The following is a 20,695-nucleotide window of genomic DNA, read 5'->3' as shown; positions in this document are numbered from 1 at the left end:
TGTAAAGAGGTGCGGCACCGCTTGCTGCAGGGGCCCGCCGCGCGGCCGGAAGGCCAGGCAGCGCCGGATGCCGCCGTGATCGGCGCGGCCCGCCACGGCATAGACTCGGTGGTGCGCAAGTGGCAGGGGGAGATGACGGTGGCACGACCCAGGATCAAGGACGTCGCACGGCACGCGGGCGTGTCGGAGAAGACCGTCTCCAACGTGATCAACGACTACGTCCATGTGTCCGACCGGACCAGGCAGGTGGTCCGCGAGGCCATCGACCAGCTCGGCTACCGGGTGAACCTGGCGGGCCGCCATCTGCGCACCGGGCGCAGCGGTGTCATCGCCCTGGTCGTACCGGAACTGGACGTTCCGTACTTCGCCGAACTCGCCCGGCATGTCATCCGCGCGGCCGAGCAGTGCTCGCTGACCGTGCTGGTCCACCAGTCCGGCGGGGACCGCCGGCACGAGCTGGCGGCGCTGTCGGGGTTCGGCTCCGACTTCGTCGACGGCATCATCCTCAGTCCGCTGGCCCTGACCTCCGACGACCTGCGCGAGAACGCCGGGTCACCGCCGACGGTCCTGCTGGGAGAGCTGCTGGAGGAGGGCGCGGACCATGTGGCGATCGACAACGAACAGGCCGCGCGGGAGGCCACCGAGCATCTGATCGCCCGCGGCCACCGCGACATCCTGGTCATCGGCGGCCGGGACGAGCCGGGCCTGGGCACCGCCGAGGCGCGCACCCGCGGCTACCGCGCGGCCCTGTCGGCCGCGGGCATCGCCTTCGACGCGGCGGCGCTGCTGCCCGTGGACGCCTTCCGGATGCCCGACGGGGCCGACGCGGTGACCCGGGCCCTGAGCGCCGGCGCCCGCCCCGACGCACTGCTGTGCCTCAACGACCAACTGGCCCTGGGCGCGCTGCGCGCACTGCACGAGCAGGGTGTACGGGTGCCCGAGGACATCGCGGTGATGGGCTTCGACGACGTGGAGGGCGGGCGGTTCAGCGTACCGACCCTGAGCACCGTGGCCCCCGACAAGGGGGCGGTGGCCAACGTCGCCGTACAACTGCTGCGGCACCGCATCGACGAGGCGACCCGGCCGCGGGACGGGGCGGACGGGCCGGCGGCGGTCCCCCTGTCCCCGCAGGACCGCGTCGTGGCACACCGTCTCGTCCTGCGCGAGAGCACCGAGGGCGCGCGCCCCTGATCCGCACGGGAAGGGGGTGGGGCTGAGCCTCGGCCGCTGACCAGCCTCTGGGAGCCGACGACGACGGCCCTGCTCGGCCGGGTCAACGCCGAGGGTTTCCTCGGCTTCTGGCCCACCGTCATCGGCATGGCGGGCGCCGACCCGCGCGACGAGGGCTTCGCGCAGTGGCTCGTCGACACCGACAAGGTGGTTCTCTCCGCCTCCCTCGGCGAGGCGCCGTGGGAGCGGACGACGATCGTCGACAGGCCGACCGCCGAGGTGGTCGCGGACCTCAAGGGGACCAGGGGGTGGCGACATTCTCGTCCTCTCCGGCGAGCGGTCGGCGCCGCCCATCGGGGTTCCGGGCAGCGCCGGAGACTCCGACACCGTCGATAAGTCACCCGCTTGACTTAGATCCGGAACCCAAGATTCACTGTGCCCGACGTCGAGTCGGTCCCGAGGCCAAGGCCGCGGCGCCCAGGACAGAGGGAGTACACGGCATGGGTGAATTCGCGCAGCGGTACGGGCCGGTGGCGGTCGTCACCGGGGCCTCCTCGGGCATAGGCCGCTCGTTCGCCACCCAACTGGCCGGCCACGGACTCGATGTCGTGCTCGTCGCCCGTCGCCGCGATCGGCTGCACGCACTCGCCGAAGAACTGCGGGACACTTACGGCGTCCATGCCTCGGCACTGCCGGTCGATCTGGCGGATCCGGCGGCGGCCGGGGAGATCCTGGACGCGGTGGCGTCACTGGACGTCGGCCTGCTGGTGAGCAATGCCGGCTTCGGTGTGAAGGGGACGTTCGACGAGGGCGACGCCGGGTCCCTCTCGGCGATGCTCATGGTCAACTGCCAGGCCCCGACGCAGCTTGCGCACGGCCTCGCCCCGAGGCTGAGGCAACGCGGGCGCGGCGGTGTCCTCTTCACCAGTTCGGTCGAAGGGCTCGTGGGATGCCCGTACTCGGCGGGCTACTCGGCCACCAAGGCTTATGTGAATGCCCTCGGTGAGGCCCTGTGGGCGGAACTCGCTCCGGCCGGTGTGGACGTGCTGACGCTGTGCCCGGGGGCGACCGACACCGAAGCGCCACGGCTTCAGGGCGTCGATCCCACAACCCTTCAGGACCTGATGTCACCGGACGATGTCGCCCGCTCGGCCCTGGAGCACCTGCGCGACGGTCCCACGCACATCCCCAGCGCGCATTACCGGCAGCTCTTCGACACCCTGCTCGCGATGCCGCGACGCGACGCGCTGACCGCGATGGCCCGCTCGATGGGTGAGTGAGCCGGAGGGCGACGGCTCTCGACGCCCAGCAGGTCGAGAAAGGCTGAAGCCGCCGGTGACGGGGTGAACCGGCTCCAGACGAGGCGCTCCACCCGTACCGGCCCGTTGGTGACCGGCACACTCCGCAGACCGTGCAGTTCGGCGGCGAACGCCGCGGGCAGCAGGGCGATGCCCAGCCCGTTGCGGACCATCCGGGCCATGAGCTCGACCCCGGACACCTCGAAGGCGACCTCGCGCCGCAGGTCGGCCGCCGCGAACGCCTCGTCCGACTGGGCGCGGGCGGCGCTGCCCTCGGCGAAATCCACGAACGGCTCCTCGGCGAGGAGGCGGAGGTCCACCTCGTGCTCGGTGGCCAGCGGGTGGCCCGGGGCGACCACAGCGACGTGCTGCCCGTGGGCGAGTTCCCGGTCGTGGACGCCCTTCGGCCGGAATCCGGGCTGTACGCCGAGGAACGCCGCGTCCAGCCTGCCGTCGCGCACCTGCTCCGCGAGGGCCTCGCTGGAGCCGGCCCGCAGGCTGATCCGCACCTGGGGGTAGCGCAGGCGGTAGTCCCGCAGCACCACCGGGAGATCGACGGCCGACACGGTGGGGATCGACCCGACGGCCAGCCTGCCCCGTATCTCACCGGTGGCCGCCGCCACCTCCGCCCGGGCCCGCTCGGCCGCCTCCAACGCCTGGCGGGCGGCGGGCAGGAACGCCTCTCCGGCGGTGGTCAGCCGCACGCGGCGGCTGGTGCGCTCGAACAGCCGGGCGCCCAATTCCTTCTCCAGCCGGGCCACTTGGTGGCTGAGCGCGGACTGGACGACATGGCACCGCTCGGCCGCGCGGGTAAAACTCGCGGTCTCCGCCACCGCGAGGACGTAGCGCATCTGCTGAAGATCCATCGGTCCATCGTGAAACACGATGGACCGGATGACAAACATGTGTTGGACCGATGGATGCCTGCTCGGCGATGCTGAAGCCGACGGCGTGCCACGGCGGTTCACAACCTGCCGCCGCCCCGTGCCGGCGAGGTACGGGGCCACCGTCCCCGTACCGGCGAGGTCCGGGCCACCGTCCCCGTACCAGCGAGGTCCGGGCCGCCGTCCCCGTCGTACCAGCACCGGCGCCCCGCGCCCCGACCTCAGGGAGACCACCATGCGCGTGATCGCCTTCGACCACCTCGTCCTGAACGTCACCGACATCGAACGCTCGCTCGCCTTCTACACCGGCCCCCTGGGGCTGGAACCGGTGCGGGTGGAGGAGTGGCGGGCCGGCCAGGCCCCCTTTCCGTCCGTACGGGTGAGCCCCACCACCGTCATCGACCTCATCAAGGGGCCCGCCGGGCGGCCGGAGGGCTCCAACGTCGACCACATCTGCCTGGTGGTGGAGCCGCTCGACTGGCAACAGGTCATCGACTCCGGCGACTTCACGGTGCTGGACGGCCCCGGCGAGCGCTTCGGCGCCCGGGGCACCGCGATCTCCCTCTATGTCGCGGACCCGGACGGCAATACCGTGGAGCTGCGCTGGTACCCGCAGGACGCCTGAGGATCACCACGGGAACGATCTCGGCGACACGCCCTCGTGGGGAGCAATGGCCCCTGCCGGCAGGCCCGCTCAGTTGACTGCATGCCTGTCCGTTCACATCCCATCAGGAGTCCGAAGGAGATCCGCCATGCCGACACACGGACCCGCGAAGCAGCCCACCACCGACCTCGACGCCCGCTACAGCTCCGCGCTCAATCCCCGCCCGGACGCCGTGAACGCCACTGCCACCGAGTGGGCCGAGGCCCAGCGGCAGATGGAGTCCGCCGAGATCTTCTGGGTGTCCACGGTGCGCCCCGACGGACGGCTGCACGTCACTCCCGTGCTCGCCGCCTGGCACGACGGGGTGCTGTACTTCTCCACCGGCCCGGGAGAGCAGAAGGCGAGGAACCTCGCTCATGACGGGCACTGCGCGCTGACCACCGGACGGAACTCGCTCACCGAAGGACTCGACATCGTGGTCGAGGGCCGGGCGGAGCCGGTCGCCGACCCTGCCGTACTGGAGGAGGTGATCACGGCGTACGAGGCGAAGTACGGGCCGCACATCACCTCGCCCGAGGGCACCTTCCACGGGATCGGGGACGCGTTCCGGAAGGGCGACGCGACGGTGTACGCGGTGGCCCCCGCCACCGCGTACGGCTTCGGCCGGGACGACGGGGCGTACACCCACACGCGGTGGGCGTTCTGAGCGACCGGACCCACGACCGCCACCGGCGCCCCGCGCCTCCCGGGCAGCGCCCCCGGGTATCGGTCAGGCCGCCGTGCCCACCAGGTCCGATCGGCCCGGAAGGGGCGCGGGGCGGGTGGTCGGCCTCCGTCCGCCCTCCTCGGCGGAACGCTCGGCGGCGGTCAGCATCTCGATCAGGCTGGTACGGGCCCGGGCCACCCGGGAGCGGACCGTGCCCACGGGGCAGCCGATGGCCGACGCCGCCTCGGCGTACGGCAGACCGAGCACCTGGGTGAGGACGAACGCGTCCCGCCGGTCCTCCGACACGGTGGCCAGCAGTTCCGCGAGCGCGACCCCGTCCTCGAAGCCGGGGACTCCCCGGGGTTGCGCCCGCTCGGCCGCCGACCGCCAGTCGGTGGCGTCCGACAGGGGCGGCCGGGCGGCGGCATGGCGGAGACTGTCGACAAAGGTCCGTCTGGCTATCGTCAGCAGCCAGGTGCGGGCGGAGGAACGCCCTTCGAATCGGGGCAGACTGCCGAGCGCCCGCAGGAAGGTGTCCTGCGTCAGGTCGTCGGCCGCTTGCGGATCCGCGCTCAAGTAGGCGACGTAGCGCCAGACATCACGGTGCAGTGCGTTGACGAACCGTTCCACGGCGACCGGGTCGCCGCTCCGCGCGGCGAGCGCCCAGCCGGTGATGGTGTCGTCGTTCGTGTGCGAAGGATGCGGTGGCTCAGCGCCGACGGGGTGGTGCGGATACGGGGCAGGGTTCATCGCCTGGTGTCCTTCTCCGAGGTCCGGGAGCCGGAGCCGCGTTCGGGCGGGTCCGGTGAGGTGGTACGGCCCCGGCGGGGCAGGGCCGATGACCGGGCCGCGCGGTGCGAGGACCGTCGGGGCCGCGGGGAACTGGCTGTCAGATGACAGCGGTCCCGGCGGGTGGACCTCGGGAGGTGATGGCGTGGACCAGGAGCAACTGCTGGAGCGCGCCGGTGGTGGCCCGGGGGCGGACGGCACGGTGGTGCGGACGGTGGAGGGGCGCGGGCGGTCGGAGCACCACCGTGAGCGGCGCGACGATCCAGCCGGCGCATGCCCGCAGGACGCGGAAGGCGGCCTGCTCACCCCATGCGAGCCACAGACCGCACAGCAGCGCCGCCAGCAGGTGGGAGGCGAGCATCCCGGTCGGCGACATGTCCGCCACTCCGTGCCCGGCGGAGGTGGCCATGCCGTCCGCCATGCCGTGCATGGCGGGGTGGGTGTGGCCGCTCATGGTGGGCGTGGTCGCTCCGCACAGCAGGTACCACATCCACTGTTCCGCGAACGACGCGCCGCTTTCCAGTTGAGGCCGCTCCATGGCCTGAACCAGCGAGAACCCCGAGTGCAGGGCGACCTGGACGGCCACCGTGGTGGACAGCACCGCGGGGAAACCGCGTTCCCGCCCGGCCAGGGCCCACGCCGCCACGCCGGTCGTGGCGGAGGCGGCGATCATCGCCCACCACGGGACGGCCGTTCCCGACATGCGGACGTGTCCGAGGGCCGCGAGCAGCACGCAGGTGGCCGCGAACACCGCGGCCCGCACCACGCGACACCATCGCCCCGGAATCATGGCGGGCTCATCCTCGCATCCCTCTCGTGCCGCGGGCAGGTCCTCGCGTCGATCTCCTGTCCCGGAGAGGACGGCTACGCGCCGTCAGCCGTGGTTGTGGGTGGACGAGGTGTCGGCGGGAGGGATGGAACGCCCGCCGTCACGGCCACTGAGGACGACGGCCAGGATCGCGACGACGATGCCCGCCACCGCGAGGCGTCCGCCGAAGCGCAGGCTCCATCCCGCCCGGCCCGCGCCCGAGGCGGTGCGGGCCGGGCGGGACAGTCGCTCGGAGCGGCGCGCGGGGCGCAGCAGCCGTACGAGCAGCAGGGCGGCGATGGGCAGTTGCAGCAGCCAGATCGCGGTGCGGAACCAGCCGTCGTACCAGACGTTCGTCCCGTACAGCAGGGTGTGCCAGACGCTCAGGACGTAGACGACGATGACGAAGCGGTGCAGCACGCGCCAGGTCCTGGGGCCGATGCGGTGCCTGATGTAGAAGAGCAGGCCGAGCGGCACGGCCAGGTAGAGGGCGGCCTGGCCGACCGGGATCGCGATCTGGCCGGTCCCCGAGGCGTAGCCGCCGGGGACGAACGCCTCGACGAAGGCGCTGTACACGCGGGAGTGCCAGCGCGCGGTGTCGTGACGGACGAGTTCCGCGGCGAACAGCAGGGCGTGGGCGGCGATGAGGGCGATCGTGTTGAGGCTGGTGGTGCGGTGGAGCCGTTCGAGCCGCGGGCCTGACAGCGGGAGCCGGCCGGGTCGGGGCCCGGAGAGCAGAAGCCCCAGGATGACGGTCACCCAGGCCCAGAGGAGGGCCGCCCAGCCGAACGCCTGGCTGAGGAAGTACATCCAGAATCCCTCGATGTCCGCCATGAACGGCATGACGGACACGGTGGACGATGTCTTCGCCCGGATACGGGTCAGGAGAAGGGCGAAGACGCCCGCGGTCACCACCAGGGCGACCAGCCCGTCCGGCCAGGACGCCTTGAGGTCCGAGCCGAGGGTGGGCCGTGCGGGGCGACGGTCCGTGCCGGTGACGGGCTGTCCGCCGGGCTCGGGGACGTCGCCCCGTTCGGGGACATCGGCCCGTTCGGGGACATCGGCCCGTTCGGGGATGTCGCCGTGCTCGGGGACGTCGCCGTGCTCGGGGGCGGCGGGCGCGGGAGGCGGGTTCATAGGGGCGGTCTTCTCCATGTCGTCGGCGGGTGCCGGGTGGGCACCGCTCGTCGCGCTGTCGCGGGAGGGATGTAGACGTCATCCAGGAGTCGGACCCCGCAACCGGAAAGTTCCCGCCGCCCGTCCGTGATGTGCGTCACACCACTGGACGGCAGGTGCCCCTGGCACGGGGAAGCGGCAATCCCTCAACTCGACTGCCCGCCCGCCCTGTTCGGCGCGCCGTCCCGTTGCTCCTCGTCCGACGCGGAGACGTGACGCCGGGAACTCCAGCGCCACTTGGGACGACTACTTCATCGCGAGTAACGAGATGCCGGAGCGCCACAGACCGAGGAGTCGTCAATGGCAGGTGTGAGCCGCGACCGCCGCGGGCTGCTGCGAGCAGCGGCGGCGAGCGGGGTGGGCGACTGGCGCTGCGCCTGATCGTGGACTCCGCGCGGTAGCGCCTCTCGCCTCCTCTCCGGCTCCACCGATTCCCGATGTCCGGCTCTTCACCTACCCGAATCGAGGCTGTGGCGGGATGCACTGGTACGAGGACGACACGTTCTGGTCGGACTTCTCCGAGACGATGTTCTCCGAACGCAGGCGCGAGGAGACGGCGGAGCTCGTCGCCCGATCGCCCCTGCTGGAATTCGCCCCCGGGGCACGGGTCCTGGACCTGTGCTGCGGGCCCGGCCTGTATCTGGTGCCGCTGGCGCGGCGCGGCTACTCCCTGACCGGTGTCGACCTCAGCGAGGTCATGCTGGAGCGGGCCGGCGCCGTGTGCGCCGGGGCGGGCGTCGATGTCCGGCTGGTGCGGGCCGACATGCTGAAGCACGTCGAGGCGGAGTCGTACGACGTGGTGCTCAACGTCTTCACCTCGTTCGGCTACTTCGACGACCCGCGCGACAACCTCCAGGTGCTGCGCAACGCCCATGACTCGCTGGTCCCGGGCGGGCGGCTGCTGATCGACGTGATGGGCAAGGAGGTGCTCGCCGGCTGGATCGGCCGGCCCCAACTGGTCGATCTGGACGGCGCGTACGTGGTGCAGCGCGACACCGTCCTGGACAACTGGTCCCGGTTGCGTACGGACTGGACCCTCGTCCGCGACGGGACGGCGAGGGAGGCGTCGATCACCTCCTTCCTCTACAGCGGTGCCGAACTGCGCGCGCTTTTCGAGCAGGTGGGCTTCACGGAGGTGGAGTGTTACGGCGATTTCGACGGCGCCCCGTACGACCAGCACGCGCGGCGCCTCATCGTGTCCGGCGTCCGCGCGTCCTCCGGCGTCCGCGCGTTCTCCGGCCGCGGCGAGGAGGAGCGGTGACCACCCAGGCCACACCGGTACGCACCGGGCCCGCCACATCCGTCCCCGAGCCCGTCGTCCACGAGCACATCACCGACGCCATGAAGGCCCCCGTTCTGCTGCGGCTGACCGACAACATCGTGCTCGCCCGCTTCGAGACGATGAAGGTGTACGCGGCGCTCGGCGCGGTGCGTACGCTGCTGGAACGCGGGACCGTCAGCCCCGGCCAGACCCTCGTGGACAGCTCCAGTGGTATCTACGCCCTCGCCCTGGCCATGGCCTGTCACCGCTACGGCCTGCGCTGCCACATCGTCGCCTCCACCACCGTGGACACCACGATGCGCGCCCAGTTGGAGATCCTCGGAGCCACCGTCGACCAGATGCCACCGTCACGGAACCTGAGGCTGGACCAGGAGCGGCGGGTCCGGCGGGTCCGGCAACTGATCGCGGACCGGCCCGGCATGCACTGGATGCGCCAGTACCACGACGCCGTCCACTACACCGGATACCGGGAGTTCGCCGACCTGGTCGACGGCGCGTTGCCCGGCGTTCCGCTGACCGTGGTCGGCGCCGTGGGCACCGGGGCGTCCACCGGCGGCCTGGTCCAACCGCTGCGCGGACGCGGCCGGCCGGTCATCCTGGCCGGGGTCCAGCCCTTCGGGAGCGTCACCTTCGGCAGCGAGGAGTTCAGCGACCCGGAGGCCATCATCGCGGGCATCGGCAGCTCCATCCCCTTCGACAACGTCCACCACGACCTGTACGACACCGTGCACTGGCTCGACTTCCGGCACGCCATGGCGGGCGCCGTCGCCCTGCTGCGCGAGCACGCGGTGTTCGCCGGGCTGTCGACCGGCGCGGCGTACCTCGCCGCGCTCTGGGAGGCCGCACACCATCCGGAACGGACCCACCTGGTCGTCGGCGCGGACACCGGACACCGCTACGCCGAACGGGTCTTCGCCCGCCACCGCGAGGCCCTGGACCCTCGCACGCTGGAGCCCCGCCGGATCACCGCGCTGGACGATCTCGCCATGCCGTGGTCGGTCATGGAGTGGAAGAGACGGCCGCACGCGGTGCGTCCGGCACCCGCACCCGCACCCGCACCCGCACCGGAGGACCGTACACCGTGACCATCGCCGCCCTGGAAGAACTCACCTTCGGTCTGGGACGACTGGCGGAAGCGGCCCGCGGTGCCGGGCACCGGCTCTGCCTGCTCACCCGGGACCGCACGGTCTACCGCCATGAACTGGCCGGGATCCCGTCCGGCGCACTCGACATCGTCGATGTCGACACCGGCGACGAGGCCGCCTGCGCCACCGCCCTGGCGGCGCTGCCCGATCTGCGCGGACTGATCAACTCCACCGACACCTGGAGCATTCCAGGCGCCGACCTCGCCGCACGGCTGGGCCTGCCCGGCCCCGATCCGGCGGCCGTACGTGTGCTGCGCGACAAGTACCGCGTACGCAACCTTCTCCACGCGCACGGCCTCAGCCGGGGCCGCGCCCTCTCCCTCACTCCCCCGCTGGACTCCTCGGCCACCGACGCGCTCCGCGACATGGGCCTGCCCCTGGTCCTCAAGGACTCGGCGGGCACCTCCTCCCGCGGTGTGTGGCTCGTACGGGACGAGCGCCGGCTCGGCGCCGCGCTCGCCGAGGCCGAGCGACAGGCTCTCGAAGGGTCCCTCAAGGGCGAGTTGTTCGCCGAGCCCTTCCTCTCCGGACCGGTGTACAGCGCGGAGACCCTCAGTTGGGCGGGGAGCACCCGGCTCCTGGGGGTTCTCAGCCGCCAACTGTCGCCCGAACCCCTGGTCCGTGAGGAGGCCGCGGCCTTCCCCGTCGCCTTCCCCGCCCCGGAACTCGCCCTGCTCCAGGACTGGGTGGCACGCGTGCTCAGGACCGCGGGGCACGACAGCGGCTTCGCCCATGTGGAATTCGTCCTGACCGCCGAGGGACCGGAACTGGTGGAGGTCAACCGGCGCATCGGCGGGGCACTCGTCGGCGAAGCCCTCTGCCGGGCCTTCGGTACCAATGTGTACGACGCCGTGATCGACACCGCGCTCGGCCGGCGCCCCGCCCTGCTCGACGCCCCCTCCCCCACGGGACCCGCCACGGGATTCGTCCTCATCCATCCGGACCGGCCGGGCACCCTCACCGGGTGGACCGGCCTCGGCACCCTCGCGGCCTTCCCCGGCGCCCCGGAGTGGTATCCCACCGCCGTACCCGGGGACCGCGTGGAGCACCTCACGGACCAGCGCGGCTGCACCGGGATCGTGCGGGCCGAGGCCGCGACCGCGGAACTGGCCCTGCACCGAGCCCTCAGCGCGGCCGGAAGCGTACGGCCACAGGTGACCGCCGACGACGAACAGGGATGACGCCGCGCCCCGGATCCGCGCGGTTCACCGGCCCGCAACGCTTCCTGCTGGCCGGCTCCTTCCTCATCACCCTGGGCAGCTTCGCCGTACTGCCCTTCATGTCGGTCCTTCTCCACCAGCGGCTGGGCCTGGAGCTCGGCACGGTCGGCGTGGTGCTCGCCGTCGCCTCCCTGGTGCAGTTCGCGGGCGGGGCGGTGGGAGGCGCCCTCGCCGAGCGTGTCGGGCTGCGGCGCACCATGCTGCTGGCCCTGGTGGTGCGTACGGTGGGCTTCGCGACCTTCCTGCCCGGGCTCCGTCACGCGTACGTCGCCGTCGCCGCGCTCTTCCTCGTATCCTGCGGCGCGGCGCTCTACCTCCCCGCGAACAAGGCGTACCTGGTGCACCACGCCGACGAGGCGCGGCGTCCGCTGCTGCTGTCCGCGAGCGGCTCCGCGCTCAACGCCGGCATCGCACTCGGCCCGCTCGCCGCGTCCCCGTTCGTGCTGAGAGCCTCGGCCGGCCTCTTCGCCACCGTCACCGTCCTGTTCGCGGCCGTCACGGCGGGGCACGCGCTGCTGCCGACCGAGGCACCCGGAACGGCGCCGGTCCGGCCGGAGAACGAAGACGGTGCCCCGCCCCCGCCCACGTACGCGCCCCCACCCACGCCCCCGCTCCGGCGAAGGGGACACGCTCTCACCGGACCGGACATGGTGCCCTTCGCCGCGACCGTGCTGAGCGTCCACCTGTTCATGTTCTTCCAGCACTACCTCGCGCTCTACGCCGTGCCCCGCACCTCGACGACGTACTACGGCCTTGTCCTCGCCCTCTACGCCCTCCTCCTCGTGGTGGCACAACCCCTCCTGTCGCGCTGGATCGCCGGTCTGCGCTACGCCCGCGCCCTGCGGCTCGGCTTCGCCGCGATGGCCCTCGGCATGGCCACCCTCGGCATCGGCAACCACGCCGCCGTCCTGGCCGGGGCCGTCCTCATCTGTTTCGGCGAGATCGTCCTCTTCCTCAAGAACGACCTCGAAGCCCTCGCCCGCTCCCCCCGCGCACCCGCCGTGGTCTTCGGCCGCCAGCGCCTCGCGGCCGGGCTCGGCGCCTTCACCAGCGGCATCGCGGGAGGAGCGGGATACCAACTGGCCGAACGCGCCGGGCACCCCGGGCTCTTCTGGCTCGCGGTGGCCGCACAATGCGTCGTACTGCCACCGCTGTTGGCCGGAGCGCTGCGCAACTCACCGTCGTACCGCACCCCGTGAGGCGCACCCCTGTACCGGAGGGCACTTACTCCTTCGCGATCAGCCGGACAGTTCGAGGGTGCTTTCGTCATGGCCCCATGCCACGAGGGACGGGATGAAGGGCAGGAGGGCGTCCGTCACCAGGTAGTCCCTGCCTGTCGCGACCGACTCCGCGACGTAGGCGCGCGTGGACTCGACGAGGGTCTCGGGCCGGACACCGGCAGCCGCCCCGCCGGCGAACTCCTCGGCCACGGCACGGCACAGGGGGGACTTGCCGACTCCGGGACTGCTTCCGATGACGGAGATGAGATGCACAGTCATGGCGGCAGTCTCGCGTCAGCAGGTCAGCAGGTCAGCGGGTCAGCGGGTCAGTGAGCGGTGAAGCCGCCGTCGACCGGAAGTGCTACGCCGACCACCAGGCCGGCACCCGGGCTGCACAGCCAGAGAACGGCCGCGGCGATCTCGTCCGCGCGCCCCAGCCTTCCGATGGACTGCTCCTTCATGATCTCCGCCATGGCTTCGGCCTGGTTCTCGATCATGTCCGCGGCCATGGGAGTGTCGATCACTCCGGGGCACACCGCGTTGATCCGGATTCCCCGGGGCGCGTACTCGACCGCGGCGCTCTTGGTCAGGCCGATCACACCGTGCTTGGACGCGTGATAGGCCGCGCGCTGGGGCGCGCCCAGGAGCCCGCCCAGCGAGGAGCAGTTGACGATGACGCCGCTGCCCTGTTCCCGCATGTGGCGGAGCTCGTGCTTCATGCTGGCCCAAATGCCGCGCAGATTCACGGCGTTCACGAAGTCGAAGTTCTCGGCCGGCTCGTCGGCCGCGTCCATCGGTGGCACCTGCACACCAGCGTTGTTGAACGCCATGTCCAGGCGGCCGAACGTCGTGACCGCGCGTTCCACCATCGCGGCCGTCTGGCTCTCGTCGGTGACGTCGCAGGTCACACCGATCGCCTGCCGGCCGTGGGACGTCAGTTCCTCGGCCGCGGCCCGGACCGCGGCGTCGTCGACGTCCGCCAGCACGACGGCGGCGCCGGCCTCGGCGAAGGCCCGGGCTGTCGCGAGCCCCATACCGGAGGCCGCGCCGGTGACGAGCGCCACCTTGTTCTCGAAGTTGTAGGTCGGATTCATGGTGTGCGTGGCTCCCAACGCCGGTCGGCGTGGCGCCGGCCGGTCAGAGAAGTGATCATGTCGCCGCCGTAGGTGCGCGGGGGTGCGGTCAGAGCTGCGGCGCGGGGTGCGGTCAGGCGTGGGCCTCGTCGTAGCCCAGGTCGCCACCGAGTTCACGGGAGCCCTCGGCCTGCGCGAGGAGTTCCCGGGCCTTGGCCGTCACTCCTTCGATGGCGTCGGCGCCTGCGACGAAGCGCTGCGGGGGCTCGCTCTGGCCGGCGATGGTGAGCAGGGCGCGGGCGAGCTTGGCGGGGTCGCCCGTCTGCCGGCCGTTCATGCTCTTCCAGGCCGCGACGGTGGCCCTGGTGCGCTCGGCGTAGTCGTCGATGGTCGGCTCGGGCCAAATGGTGGAGCCGTCCACGAGGAGCTCGGTGCGGAAGAAGCCGGGCTCCACGACCGTGGTGTGGATGTTGTAGGGCTCGACGTCGTAGCGCAGCGACTCCATCCAGCCCTCGACACCGAACTTGGAGGCGGCGTAGGCGACACAGAACTCCTGGCCGATCAGACCGGCGGAGGAGGAGAGCGTGATGATGTGGCCGGCGCGCTGCTTGCGCAGGATCGGCAGGACGGCGCGGGTGACGTTCATCGGACCGAAGAGATTCGTCTCGATCTGCTGGCGCATCTGCGCGGGCGTGATCTCCTCGAAGTAGCCGGCGAAGAAGTTACCGGCGTTGTTGACGAGGACGTCGATGCGGCCGAAGCGCTCGACGGCGGCCCGCGCGGCGGCCTCGGCGTCTTCCAGGCTGGTGACGTCCAACGTGGTGACCAGCAGGTTGTCCTGGGGTCCGCCCAGGGTCTTCTCGACCTCTTCGGGGCGGCGACCGGTGGCGACGACCTGGTGGCCGGCCGCCAGCGCCTCGCGGGCGATGTCGGTGCCCAGACCACGTCCGGCGCCGGTGACGAGAATGACCTTGCTCATGAGGGTTCCTTTCAGATGCCGTGTCCGACACCCGGTGTGGTGCGGTGACGCCGCGTGGCACGGCCGACGAGGCCGGGTGCCGGCCGTCGGCGGGGCGAGCGGGGCGGGGCGGGGCGAGCGGGGGCGGCCGATGCCCTTGGCGAGTTCCTTCCGCCCGCCCAGCCCCGCCCCGCCTCATCGACTTTCGCGCCTTCACCCACCTGCGTAAAGGGGAGAATTCCTTACCCGGAGAAAGGGTTCCTGGTATAAATCCCTACCCTCCATTGCCGCTCCATTCGGTGCCACACTGGCAGGTATGACTCGCAACGCGCATCTCAACGAGCTGGGCGAGTTCCTCAAGACCCGCCGGGCCGAGCTGAGCCCCCGCGCAGTGGGCCTGCCGGAGACGGGTGGCCTGAGGCGGGTCAAGGGACTGCGCCGTGAGGAAGTCGCCCTGCTGGCCGCCATCAGCACCGAGTACTACACCCGCCTCGAACAGGGCCGTATCCAGGCATCAGGGCAGGTCCTGTCCGCTCTGGCACAAGTGCTCCGGCTGGACGACGATCAGCGGGACTACCTCTTCGAGCTCGCCGGCAAGGAGCAGGTCCGGCCTCGCCGCCGTGCCGCGCAGAAGGTCCAGCCGACGCTGCAGCGCCTCCTGGACAACCTGATCGACACTCCGGCCATTGTTCTGGGCCGCCGTACGGACATCCTTGCCTGGAATTCCCTGGCCGCCGCCTTGATGTCCGATTACGCGGAAATCCCGGAGAAGAAAAGAAACCACACACGGATTCTTTTCACCGATCCCGCGATGAGAACTTTGTACGCGGACTGGGAGGAGGTCGCCCACACCACCGTGGCGCAACTGCGGATGCAGGCGGCCACGTATCCCGACGACCCCCGGCTGGCCGCCCTCGTCGGAGAGCTGTCGGTGCAGGACCCGCACTTCCGCCGCTGGTGGGGCGACCACCATGTCGCCGCCCGCACCATGGGCAGCAAGACCTTCCACCACCCCGTGGCCGGTGAGCTCACCCTCGACTGGGACACGCTCACCGCCGGCATCGACGCCGAGCAGCAACTCGTCGTCATGACCGCCGAACCCGGCACCCCGTCCCACGACGCCCTGCGCATCCTCGCCTCCTGGACCACGAACCAACAGCAGCCCGCACCCGACACCACCACCTGACCACACCACCTGACCACCCCCGTACGGACCGGCCCGGACCATCGACGGCATGCGGCACACCCGCGATCGGCGATCCACAACCGCCCCCACCGTCCTGCTCCGAGGCCATGTCGTGGCGCACCGTCGCGTCACGGAGACTTCCGACGGCTCGTCCGCTCCGGGCGGGCGGAGCGGTGCCCCGTTCCACCCCGGGGCGTTGCCCACCCCGGGCCGGTACGTCCGAAATCGAGGAACCCCGTGAGTACCCTGTTCACCCCTCTGTCCCTGCGGTCACTCAAGATCCCCAACCGCGTCTGGACATCCCCGATGTGCATGTACTCCGCCGCCTCGGAAGGGCCGGAGACCGGGGCACCGACCGACTTCCACCTCACCCACCTGGCCGGCCGGGCCGCCGGCGGCGCCGGGCTGGTGATGGCCGAGGCGACCGGGATACGGCCCGACGGGCGCATCACCCCCTGGGACCTGGGCCTGTGGAACGACCGCCAGCAGCAGGCGTTCGCCCGCATCACCGCGGCCATCCGCTCCCACGGAGCGGTCCCGGCCATCCAGCTCGGCCATGCCGGCCGCAAGGCATCCGTCGACAAGCCCTGGCTCACCGACCGGTACGTACCCGCATCCGAGGGCGGCTGGCAGACGGTCGCGCCCAGCCCGGTGCCGTTCACCGGGCGGTCGGTGCCGCACGAGCTCACGGTGGACGAGATCGATCAACTGGTCTGCGACTTCGCCGAGTCGGCGAAGCGCGCGCTGGCCGCGGGCTTCCAGGTGGTCGAGTTGCACGGCGCCCACGGCTTCCTGATCAACTCCTTCCTCTCCCCGGCCGCCAACCACCGCACCGACTCCTACGGCGGCAGCTTCGAGAACCGTCTGCGCTTTCCCCTTCAGGTGGTCGACGCCGTACGCGAGGTGTGGCCCGAGGACCTGCCGGTCTTCTTCCGCACGTCGGCCACGGACTGGCTGACCGAGAATCCGGCGGACGAACGCGAGGGCTGGACCGGCGACGACACCGTCCGCCTCGCCAAGGAACTCCAGTCCCACGGCGTCGACCTGCTGGACGTGTCCACCGGCGGCATGGTCCCCGACGCCACGATCCCCGTCGGTCCCGGCTACCAGGTGTCCTTCGCCGCCCGGACACGTGCGGCGACCGGGCTCCCCACCGGCGCCGTCGGCCTGATCCTGGAACCCGCCCAGGCCGAGGACATCGTCGCCACCGGACAGGCCGACGCCGTCCTCCTGGGCCGCGAACTGCTGCGCACGCCGTACTGGCCCCAGCACGCCGCCCTCGAACTCGGCGCCGAGCCCCGCTGGCCCGAGCAGTACGGCTACGCCGTCCGACGGCGCGGCAAACGCTGAAAGGGGAAGGTCCCTCACGCGGTGGACGCGCGGGGAGACCTCCACACCGAACAGGCGCTATCCATCAGCCCAGCAGCACCGCGAGACGGTCCACACGCTTCCCGCCCGCCGAGGGGAGACGGGTGAGCTGACCGTCGGCACCCACGAAAGGAACACCTCCTCATGAGCACAAGGCAGTCCCCGTCGATGAAAGCGATCGGCCTCCACACCTACGGCGGCCCGGAAGCGCTGCGTACCGTCGAGCTTCCTGAGCCGCACGCCGGCCCCGGCGAGGTACGGGTGCGGGTGCGTGCCGCCGGGGTGAACCCGGCCGACGCCATGCTCCGCGACGGTTCCCTCGCCGCGTGGTACCGCGATCTCGAACCCCCCTTCATTCCCGGCATGGACGTGGCCGGAACAATCGACGAGGCCGCAGACGACGTCACGGCCGCGTACGGGCTCTCCGAGGGCGAGCCCGTGATCGGCATCGTCGACAACCACGGCCGGCACGGCGGCTACAGCGAGTACGTCGTCCTTCCGGCCGCGTCCGTCACACGTCAGCCGGCCGGCACGACGTTCCCGGAGGCGGCGTCGTTCCTGATGAACGCGCTGACCGCCCGGAGCGTCCTGGACACCCTCGCCCTCGCGCCCGGCTCGACGCTGGTCATCACGGGAGCCGGCGGCGCCGTCGGCGGCTACGTCGTCGAACTCGCCGCCGCGGAGGGCCTGCGCGTGGTGGCGGTGGCGTCGGCACACGACGAGGAGTGGCTGCGTTCCCACGGCGCCGACACCTTCGTCGCTCGCGGCGACGGCATCGCGCAGCGTGTGCTGGACGTGGTGCCCGGCGGGGCCGACGCCGTCGCGGACGGCGCCATGCTGCACGACCGGATCGCGCCGGCGATCCGCGACCACGGCCAGATCGCCGTCCTGCGTTTCTGGGACGGCGATCCGGGCCGCGGGATCATCGTGCATCCCGTGAACGTCCGCTCGCGCGTCACCGACACCGCAGCCATCACCCGGCTGCGCGAACAGGCCGAATCGAAAGAGCTGACCCTCCGAGTCGCGGCGACGTTCCCCGCCGACCAGGCTCCCGAGGCTCATCGACTGCTGGAGAAGGGCGGCCTGCGAGGACGGCTCATCCTCGAATTCCCGCCCACGGCAGCCATGTGAGAGGCGCCGCGGGAGTACGGGGACCGAGCGTCGTCCCACCCATGCACGGGCATCGCCCTGCTACCACCCCGTCCGTACAAGGAGCATTGTGTCTGGCGACACCCTTCCCTTCGCCGAGGCCGTCCGGGCCCGTCACGCCGTTCGCGCGTTCCTGCCTGATCCACTGCCCGCCGCGCAGCTCCGTGGCGTGCTGGAGGACGCACGGATGGCCCCCTCCAACTGCAACACCCAGCCCTGGCAGATCCACATCGTCTCCGGCCGGCAGCGTGATCTGCTGAGCAAGGAGCTGCTACGGGCCGAAGCCGCGGGAGAGGGGTTCGGCGACTTCACCTTCGACCAGAACGAGTACTTCGGCCCGTACGCACAGCGCTCCGGGCACCAGGCCAAGACCCGCAACGACGCTCTGGGCATCGCCCGGTCGGACCGCGCGGCCCGCCGCGTGGCGGACCGGCGCAACTTCGCGTTCTTCGGCGCTCCCCACGTGGCCATGCTCTTCGCTCCCGCCTTCGGTGACGGCGTACGCGTGGGCGGCGACATCGGCATGTACGCCCAGACCTTCCTGCTCTCCCTCGCCGCCCGAGGGCTGGGCGGAATCCCCCAGACCGTGCTGGGTCTCTACGCCGACATCGTCCGCGATGTCCTGGACGTTCCCGACGACCTGAAGCTGTTCTTCGGCATCTCGTTCGGATACGAGGACCACGCGTCCCCCGACAACAGCTACCGCCTGGACAGGGTCCCGCTCCAGGAGAACGTCGTCACCCACGACACCCCTGGCCTGTTCGACAACCACCCATGCCCCAACCCCGCCTGACCGGTGGCCGACGGCGCCACGCCGGGCCGGCCGGTCCCCGTACAGACCACAGGAAAGGAACAGCGCCATGAAGGGCTACGTCATCCAGGAGAAGGGCCGCGCCGACTGGCAGGAGGTTCCGGTACCGGAGATCGGACCGTACGACGCCCTGGTCCGCCCGACCGCGGTGGCCACCTGCACGACGGACGTGCATCTCATCGATTCGCTCTCGCTCCCGAACGCGCTGGGCAAGGTCATCGGCCACGAGGCGGTCGGAGTCGTCGAACGCGTCGGCGACCTGGTCACCGACTTCGCCCCCGGGGACCGTGTCGTTCTTCCCGCCGGGCTGGCCGATTGGCGCCACCCCCGGGCGCAACGAGGAGAGGGCAAGTTCCATCAGAGCAAGAGCCCCTACTTCTCCGACGACCCGACCAACGGGGGGTGGTTCTCCGAGCTGGTGAAGTGCTTCGACGCCGACTCCAACCTGGCGCACATCCCCGACACCGTCACCGATGTCCAGGCCGTGTCCGTCGACGACATGGCCGCCACCGGATTCACCGGCGTCGAACGGATGGAGATCCAGTTCGGCGAGGTCGTCGTCATCCTGGGCGTCGGACCCGTGGGGCTGATGGGCGTGGCCGCCGCGGCGCTCCGAGGCGCCGGCCGCATCATCGCCGTCGGCTCGCGCCCGAACACGATGGTCCTCGCCACGCGGTACGGGGCGACCGACCTCGTCGACTACAAGAAGGGCGACGTCCACGAGCAGATCATGACCCTGACCGGCGGCACGCAGGTCGACAGTGTCCTCGTCGCCAGCGGCGGCAACGCCAGCGACCAGATCGGCACGGCCATGAGACTCACGAAGTTCGGCGGCCACGTGTCGGTGGTCTCGGGCTTCTTCGACGACGAGACCGTGACCCTCCCTATGGACGTCTGGAACTACGGCGTGATGGAGAAGTTCCTCACCGCGGCTCAGGCCAACCAGGGCAGGGACTACATGGAACGCCTCCTGCTGCTCATCGCGAACGGCAAGCTCGACACCCAGCCCCTCGCGACGCACGTGCTGCACGGCTGGGACGCGGTCGGGCAGAGCCTCGAACTGATGCGCAGCCGCGACCAGACCGTCGTGAAGCCGGTGGTTGTCGTCGGCTGACCGCGCCCCCGGGAAAGCGCCTGTGGCGCCCCCGTGTGCCGCAGGGCGTGGTCAGAACCGCAGCAGGTCCACGGCCGCGAGGCGGAGTACGCCGTCGTGCCATGTCAGGCCGCGCAGATCGCGGACGACGATGGAGGCGTCGGTGGCCAGTCCGCGCTGCCCGACTCCGATGACGGTCGCGCCCGCCCCGGCTCCGGCTTTCGCTCCCGCGGTGCTGTCCTCGAAGACAACCGTACGTGCCGGGGCGAAACCCAGTCTCTCCGCCGCGGTCCGGTAGCCGTCGGGCGCCGGTTTGCCGTGAACGACGTCGTCCGCGGTAATGAGCACGGGTGGAGTGGGCAGTCCCGCCGCCGTGAGGCGGGCCCGGGCCAGGGCGGTGACGCCGGAGGTCACCACCGCCCACCGGCCGTGCGGCAGGCTTTCCAGGAAGTCGAGGGCGCCGGGGATCGCGGTGGTGGTGGCCGCGGCCTCGACCTCCAGGCGGTCGATCGCGGCGAGCGCGGCCGGCCGCTCCTCCGGATCGGCCACCAGGAGTGCGACGGTGTCGGCCGAACGGCGGCCGTGCACCATGGCGGTCACCTGCTCCGGAGGCAGGTCGCGGTCGCGGGCCCATTGGCTCCACGCCTGATCGACACCGTGGTCGGAGTCGACCAGTACACCGTCGTTGTCGAAGAGCAGGCCCTCGCAGGGAATGTCGAACACGGTGGACGGGTGGGGCTGAGCGGTCATGGGTG

20 protein-coding genes and 2 pseudogenes are annotated in these 20,695 nt (G+C 71.3%); 14 read left to right on the top strand and 8 right to left on the bottom strand.

Features of this window, described 5'->3' with window-relative positions:
* The first annotated feature begins 138 nt into the window (after positions 1–138).
* The 3 genes and pseudogenes from ACIO3P_RS26215 to ACIO3P_RS26205 all read left to right on the top strand — a co-directional run bounded on the left by ACIO3P_RS26215 (position 139) and on the right by ACIO3P_RS26205 (position 2,450).
* Positions 139–1,191: a LacI family DNA-binding transcriptional regulator gene (locus ACIO3P_RS26215; RefSeq protein WP_401854049.1), complete on the top strand. Its 1,053-nt coding sequence runs from the start codon at positions 139–141 to the stop codon at positions 1,189–1,191.
* 36 nt (positions 1,192–1,227) lie between these two features.
* Positions 1,228–1,501, top strand: a pseudogene (locus ACIO3P_RS26210) (riboflavin biosynthesis protein RibD); the annotation flags it as partial.
* A gap of 169 nt (positions 1,502–1,670) precedes the next feature.
* Complete coding sequence (locus ACIO3P_RS26205; protein WP_401853847.1) at positions 1,671–2,450, top strand: SDR family NAD(P)-dependent oxidoreductase; 780 nt, start codon at positions 1,671–1,673, stop codon at positions 2,448–2,450.
* On the opposite strand, the gene ACIO3P_RS26200 is transcribed toward ACIO3P_RS26205, so the two are convergent.
* Positions 2,369–3,334, bottom strand: a complete 966-nt coding sequence (locus ACIO3P_RS26200; protein ID WP_329825182.1) for a LysR family transcriptional regulator — start codon at positions 3,332–3,334, stop codon at positions 2,369–2,371. The two genes, ACIO3P_RS26205 and ACIO3P_RS26200, sit on opposite strands and share 82 nt — an antisense overlap.
* A gap of 253 nt (positions 3,335–3,587) precedes the next feature.
* Here ACIO3P_RS26200 and ACIO3P_RS26195 point away from each other — a divergent pair, with 253 nt between their 5' ends.
* Together ACIO3P_RS26195 and ACIO3P_RS26190 are read left to right on the top strand one after the other, a co-directional pair.
* A complete protein-coding gene (locus tag ACIO3P_RS26195) occupies positions 3,588–3,977 on the top strand; it encodes a VOC family protein (RefSeq protein ID WP_329825181.1) in 390 nt (129 codons plus the stop codon).
* 127 nt (positions 3,978–4,104) lie between these two features.
* Positions 4,105–4,662, top strand: coding sequence for a pyridoxamine 5'-phosphate oxidase family protein (locus ACIO3P_RS26190; protein WP_401853850.1), 558 nt, complete (start codon positions 4,105–4,107; stop codon positions 4,660–4,662).
* 63 nt (positions 4,663–4,725) lie between these two features.
* Here the strand turns inward: ACIO3P_RS26190 and ACIO3P_RS26185 are convergent, their stop codons facing one another.
* The 3 genes from ACIO3P_RS26185 to ACIO3P_RS26175 all read right to left on the bottom strand — a co-directional run bounded on the left by ACIO3P_RS26185 (position 4,726) and on the right by ACIO3P_RS26175 (position 7,396).
* The gene (locus tag ACIO3P_RS26185; protein WP_329825179.1) at positions 4,726–5,412 is read right to left on the bottom strand and encodes a sigma-70 family RNA polymerase sigma factor; all 687 of its coding nucleotides are present in this window, start codon (positions 5,410–5,412) and stop codon (positions 4,726–4,728) included.
* Positions 5,413–5,551: 139 nt separating this feature from the next.
* Positions 5,552–6,214: a hypothetical protein gene (locus tag ACIO3P_RS26180; protein ID WP_401853853.1), complete on the bottom strand. Its 663-nt coding sequence runs from the start codon at positions 6,212–6,214 to the stop codon at positions 5,552–5,554.
* A 111-nt stretch (positions 6,215–6,325) separates the two neighbouring features.
* Positions 6,326–7,396, bottom strand: a complete 1,071-nt coding sequence (locus tag ACIO3P_RS26175) for a ferric reductase-like transmembrane domain-containing protein (protein ID WP_401853855.1) — start codon at positions 7,394–7,396, stop codon at positions 6,326–6,328.
* Positions 7,397–7,913: 517 nt separating this feature from the next.
* Between ACIO3P_RS26175 and ACIO3P_RS26170 the strand changes: the two genes are divergently transcribed.
* The 4 genes from ACIO3P_RS26170 to ACIO3P_RS26155 all read left to right on the top strand — a co-directional run bounded on the left by ACIO3P_RS26170 (position 7,914) and on the right by ACIO3P_RS26155 (position 12,281).
* A complete protein-coding gene (locus ACIO3P_RS26170; RefSeq protein ID WP_329825176.1) occupies positions 7,914–8,696 on the top strand; it encodes a class I SAM-dependent methyltransferase in 783 nt (260 codons plus the stop codon).
* A gap of 80 nt (positions 8,697–8,776) precedes the next feature.
* Positions 8,777–9,802, top strand: a complete 1,026-nt coding sequence (locus tag ACIO3P_RS26165) for a pyridoxal-phosphate dependent enzyme (protein ID WP_401854052.1) — start codon at positions 8,777–8,779, stop codon at positions 9,800–9,802.
* Positions 9,799–11,043, top strand: a complete 1,245-nt coding sequence (locus ACIO3P_RS26160) for an ATP-grasp domain-containing protein (RefSeq protein WP_401853859.1) — start codon at positions 9,799–9,801, stop codon at positions 11,041–11,043. Before ACIO3P_RS26165 ends, ACIO3P_RS26160 begins: the two co-directional genes overlap by 4 nt.
* Positions 11,040–12,281, top strand: a complete 1,242-nt coding sequence (locus ACIO3P_RS26155; protein WP_401853861.1) for an MFS transporter — start codon at positions 11,040–11,042, stop codon at positions 12,279–12,281. Before ACIO3P_RS26160 ends, ACIO3P_RS26155 begins: the two co-directional genes overlap by 4 nt.
* A 54-nt stretch (positions 12,282–12,335) precedes the next feature.
* Here ACIO3P_RS26155 and ACIO3P_RS26150 read toward each other — a convergent pair.
* From ACIO3P_RS26150 to ACIO3P_RS26140, 3 genes and pseudogenes are all read right to left on the bottom strand, one after another.
* Positions 12,336–12,581, bottom strand: a pseudogene (locus tag ACIO3P_RS26150) (hypothetical protein); the annotation flags it as partial.
* Positions 12,582–12,628: 47 nt separating this feature from the next.
* A complete protein-coding gene (locus tag ACIO3P_RS26145) occupies positions 12,629–13,396 on the bottom strand; it encodes a glucose 1-dehydrogenase (protein WP_329825173.1) in 768 nt (255 codons plus the stop codon).
* Positions 13,397–13,508: 112 nt separating this feature from the next.
* The gene (locus ACIO3P_RS26140; protein ID WP_401853863.1) at positions 13,509–14,354 is read right to left on the bottom strand and encodes an SDR family oxidoreductase; all 846 of its coding nucleotides are present in this window, start codon (positions 14,352–14,354) and stop codon (positions 13,509–13,511) included.
* 295 nt (positions 14,355–14,649) lie between these two features.
* On the opposite strand from ACIO3P_RS26140, the gene ACIO3P_RS26135 reads away from it, so the two are divergent.
* From ACIO3P_RS26135 to ACIO3P_RS26115, 5 genes are all read left to right on the top strand, one after another.
* On the top strand, positions 14,650–15,519 hold the full coding sequence (locus tag ACIO3P_RS26135) for a helix-turn-helix domain-containing protein (RefSeq protein ID WP_329825171.1): 870 nt from the start codon (positions 14,650–14,652) through the stop codon (positions 15,517–15,519).
* Positions 15,520–15,756: 237 nt separating this feature from the next.
* On the top strand, positions 15,757–16,869 hold the full coding sequence (locus ACIO3P_RS26130) for an NADH:flavin oxidoreductase/NADH oxidase (protein WP_401853866.1): 1,113 nt from the start codon (positions 15,757–15,759) through the stop codon (positions 16,867–16,869).
* Positions 16,870–17,031: 162 nt separating this feature from the next.
* A complete protein-coding gene (locus ACIO3P_RS26125) occupies positions 17,032–18,018 on the top strand; it encodes an NADP-dependent oxidoreductase (protein WP_401853868.1) in 987 nt (328 codons plus the stop codon).
* A gap of 88 nt (positions 18,019–18,106) precedes the next feature.
* Positions 18,107–18,829 (top strand): nitroreductase, encoded by a 723-nt coding sequence (locus ACIO3P_RS26120; protein ID WP_329825168.1) that lies wholly within the window; start codon positions 18,107–18,109, stop codon positions 18,827–18,829.
* Between the two features lie 67 nt (positions 18,830–18,896).
* Positions 18,897–19,961 (top strand): zinc-binding dehydrogenase, encoded by a 1,065-nt coding sequence (locus ACIO3P_RS26115; RefSeq protein WP_401853870.1) that lies wholly within the window; start codon positions 18,897–18,899, stop codon positions 19,959–19,961.
* Between the two features lie 51 nt (positions 19,962–20,012).
* Here the strand turns inward: ACIO3P_RS26115 and ACIO3P_RS26110 are convergent, their stop codons facing one another.
* Positions 20,013–20,690 carry an HAD-IA family hydrolase gene (locus ACIO3P_RS26110; protein ID WP_329825166.1) on the bottom strand — a complete coding sequence of 226 codons (678 nt, stop codon included), beginning with the start codon at positions 20,688–20,690 and terminating at the stop codon, positions 20,013–20,015.
* Between the last annotated feature and the right edge of the window lie 5 nt (positions 20,691–20,695).

The sequence above is a fragment of the Streptomyces sp. NPDC087310 genome, assembly GCF_044744405.1.
Classification (GTDB): domain Bacteria; phylum Actinomycetota; class Actinomycetes; order Streptomycetales; family Streptomycetaceae; genus Streptomyces.
This window is presented reverse-complemented; position numbering and strand designations above follow the sequence as displayed.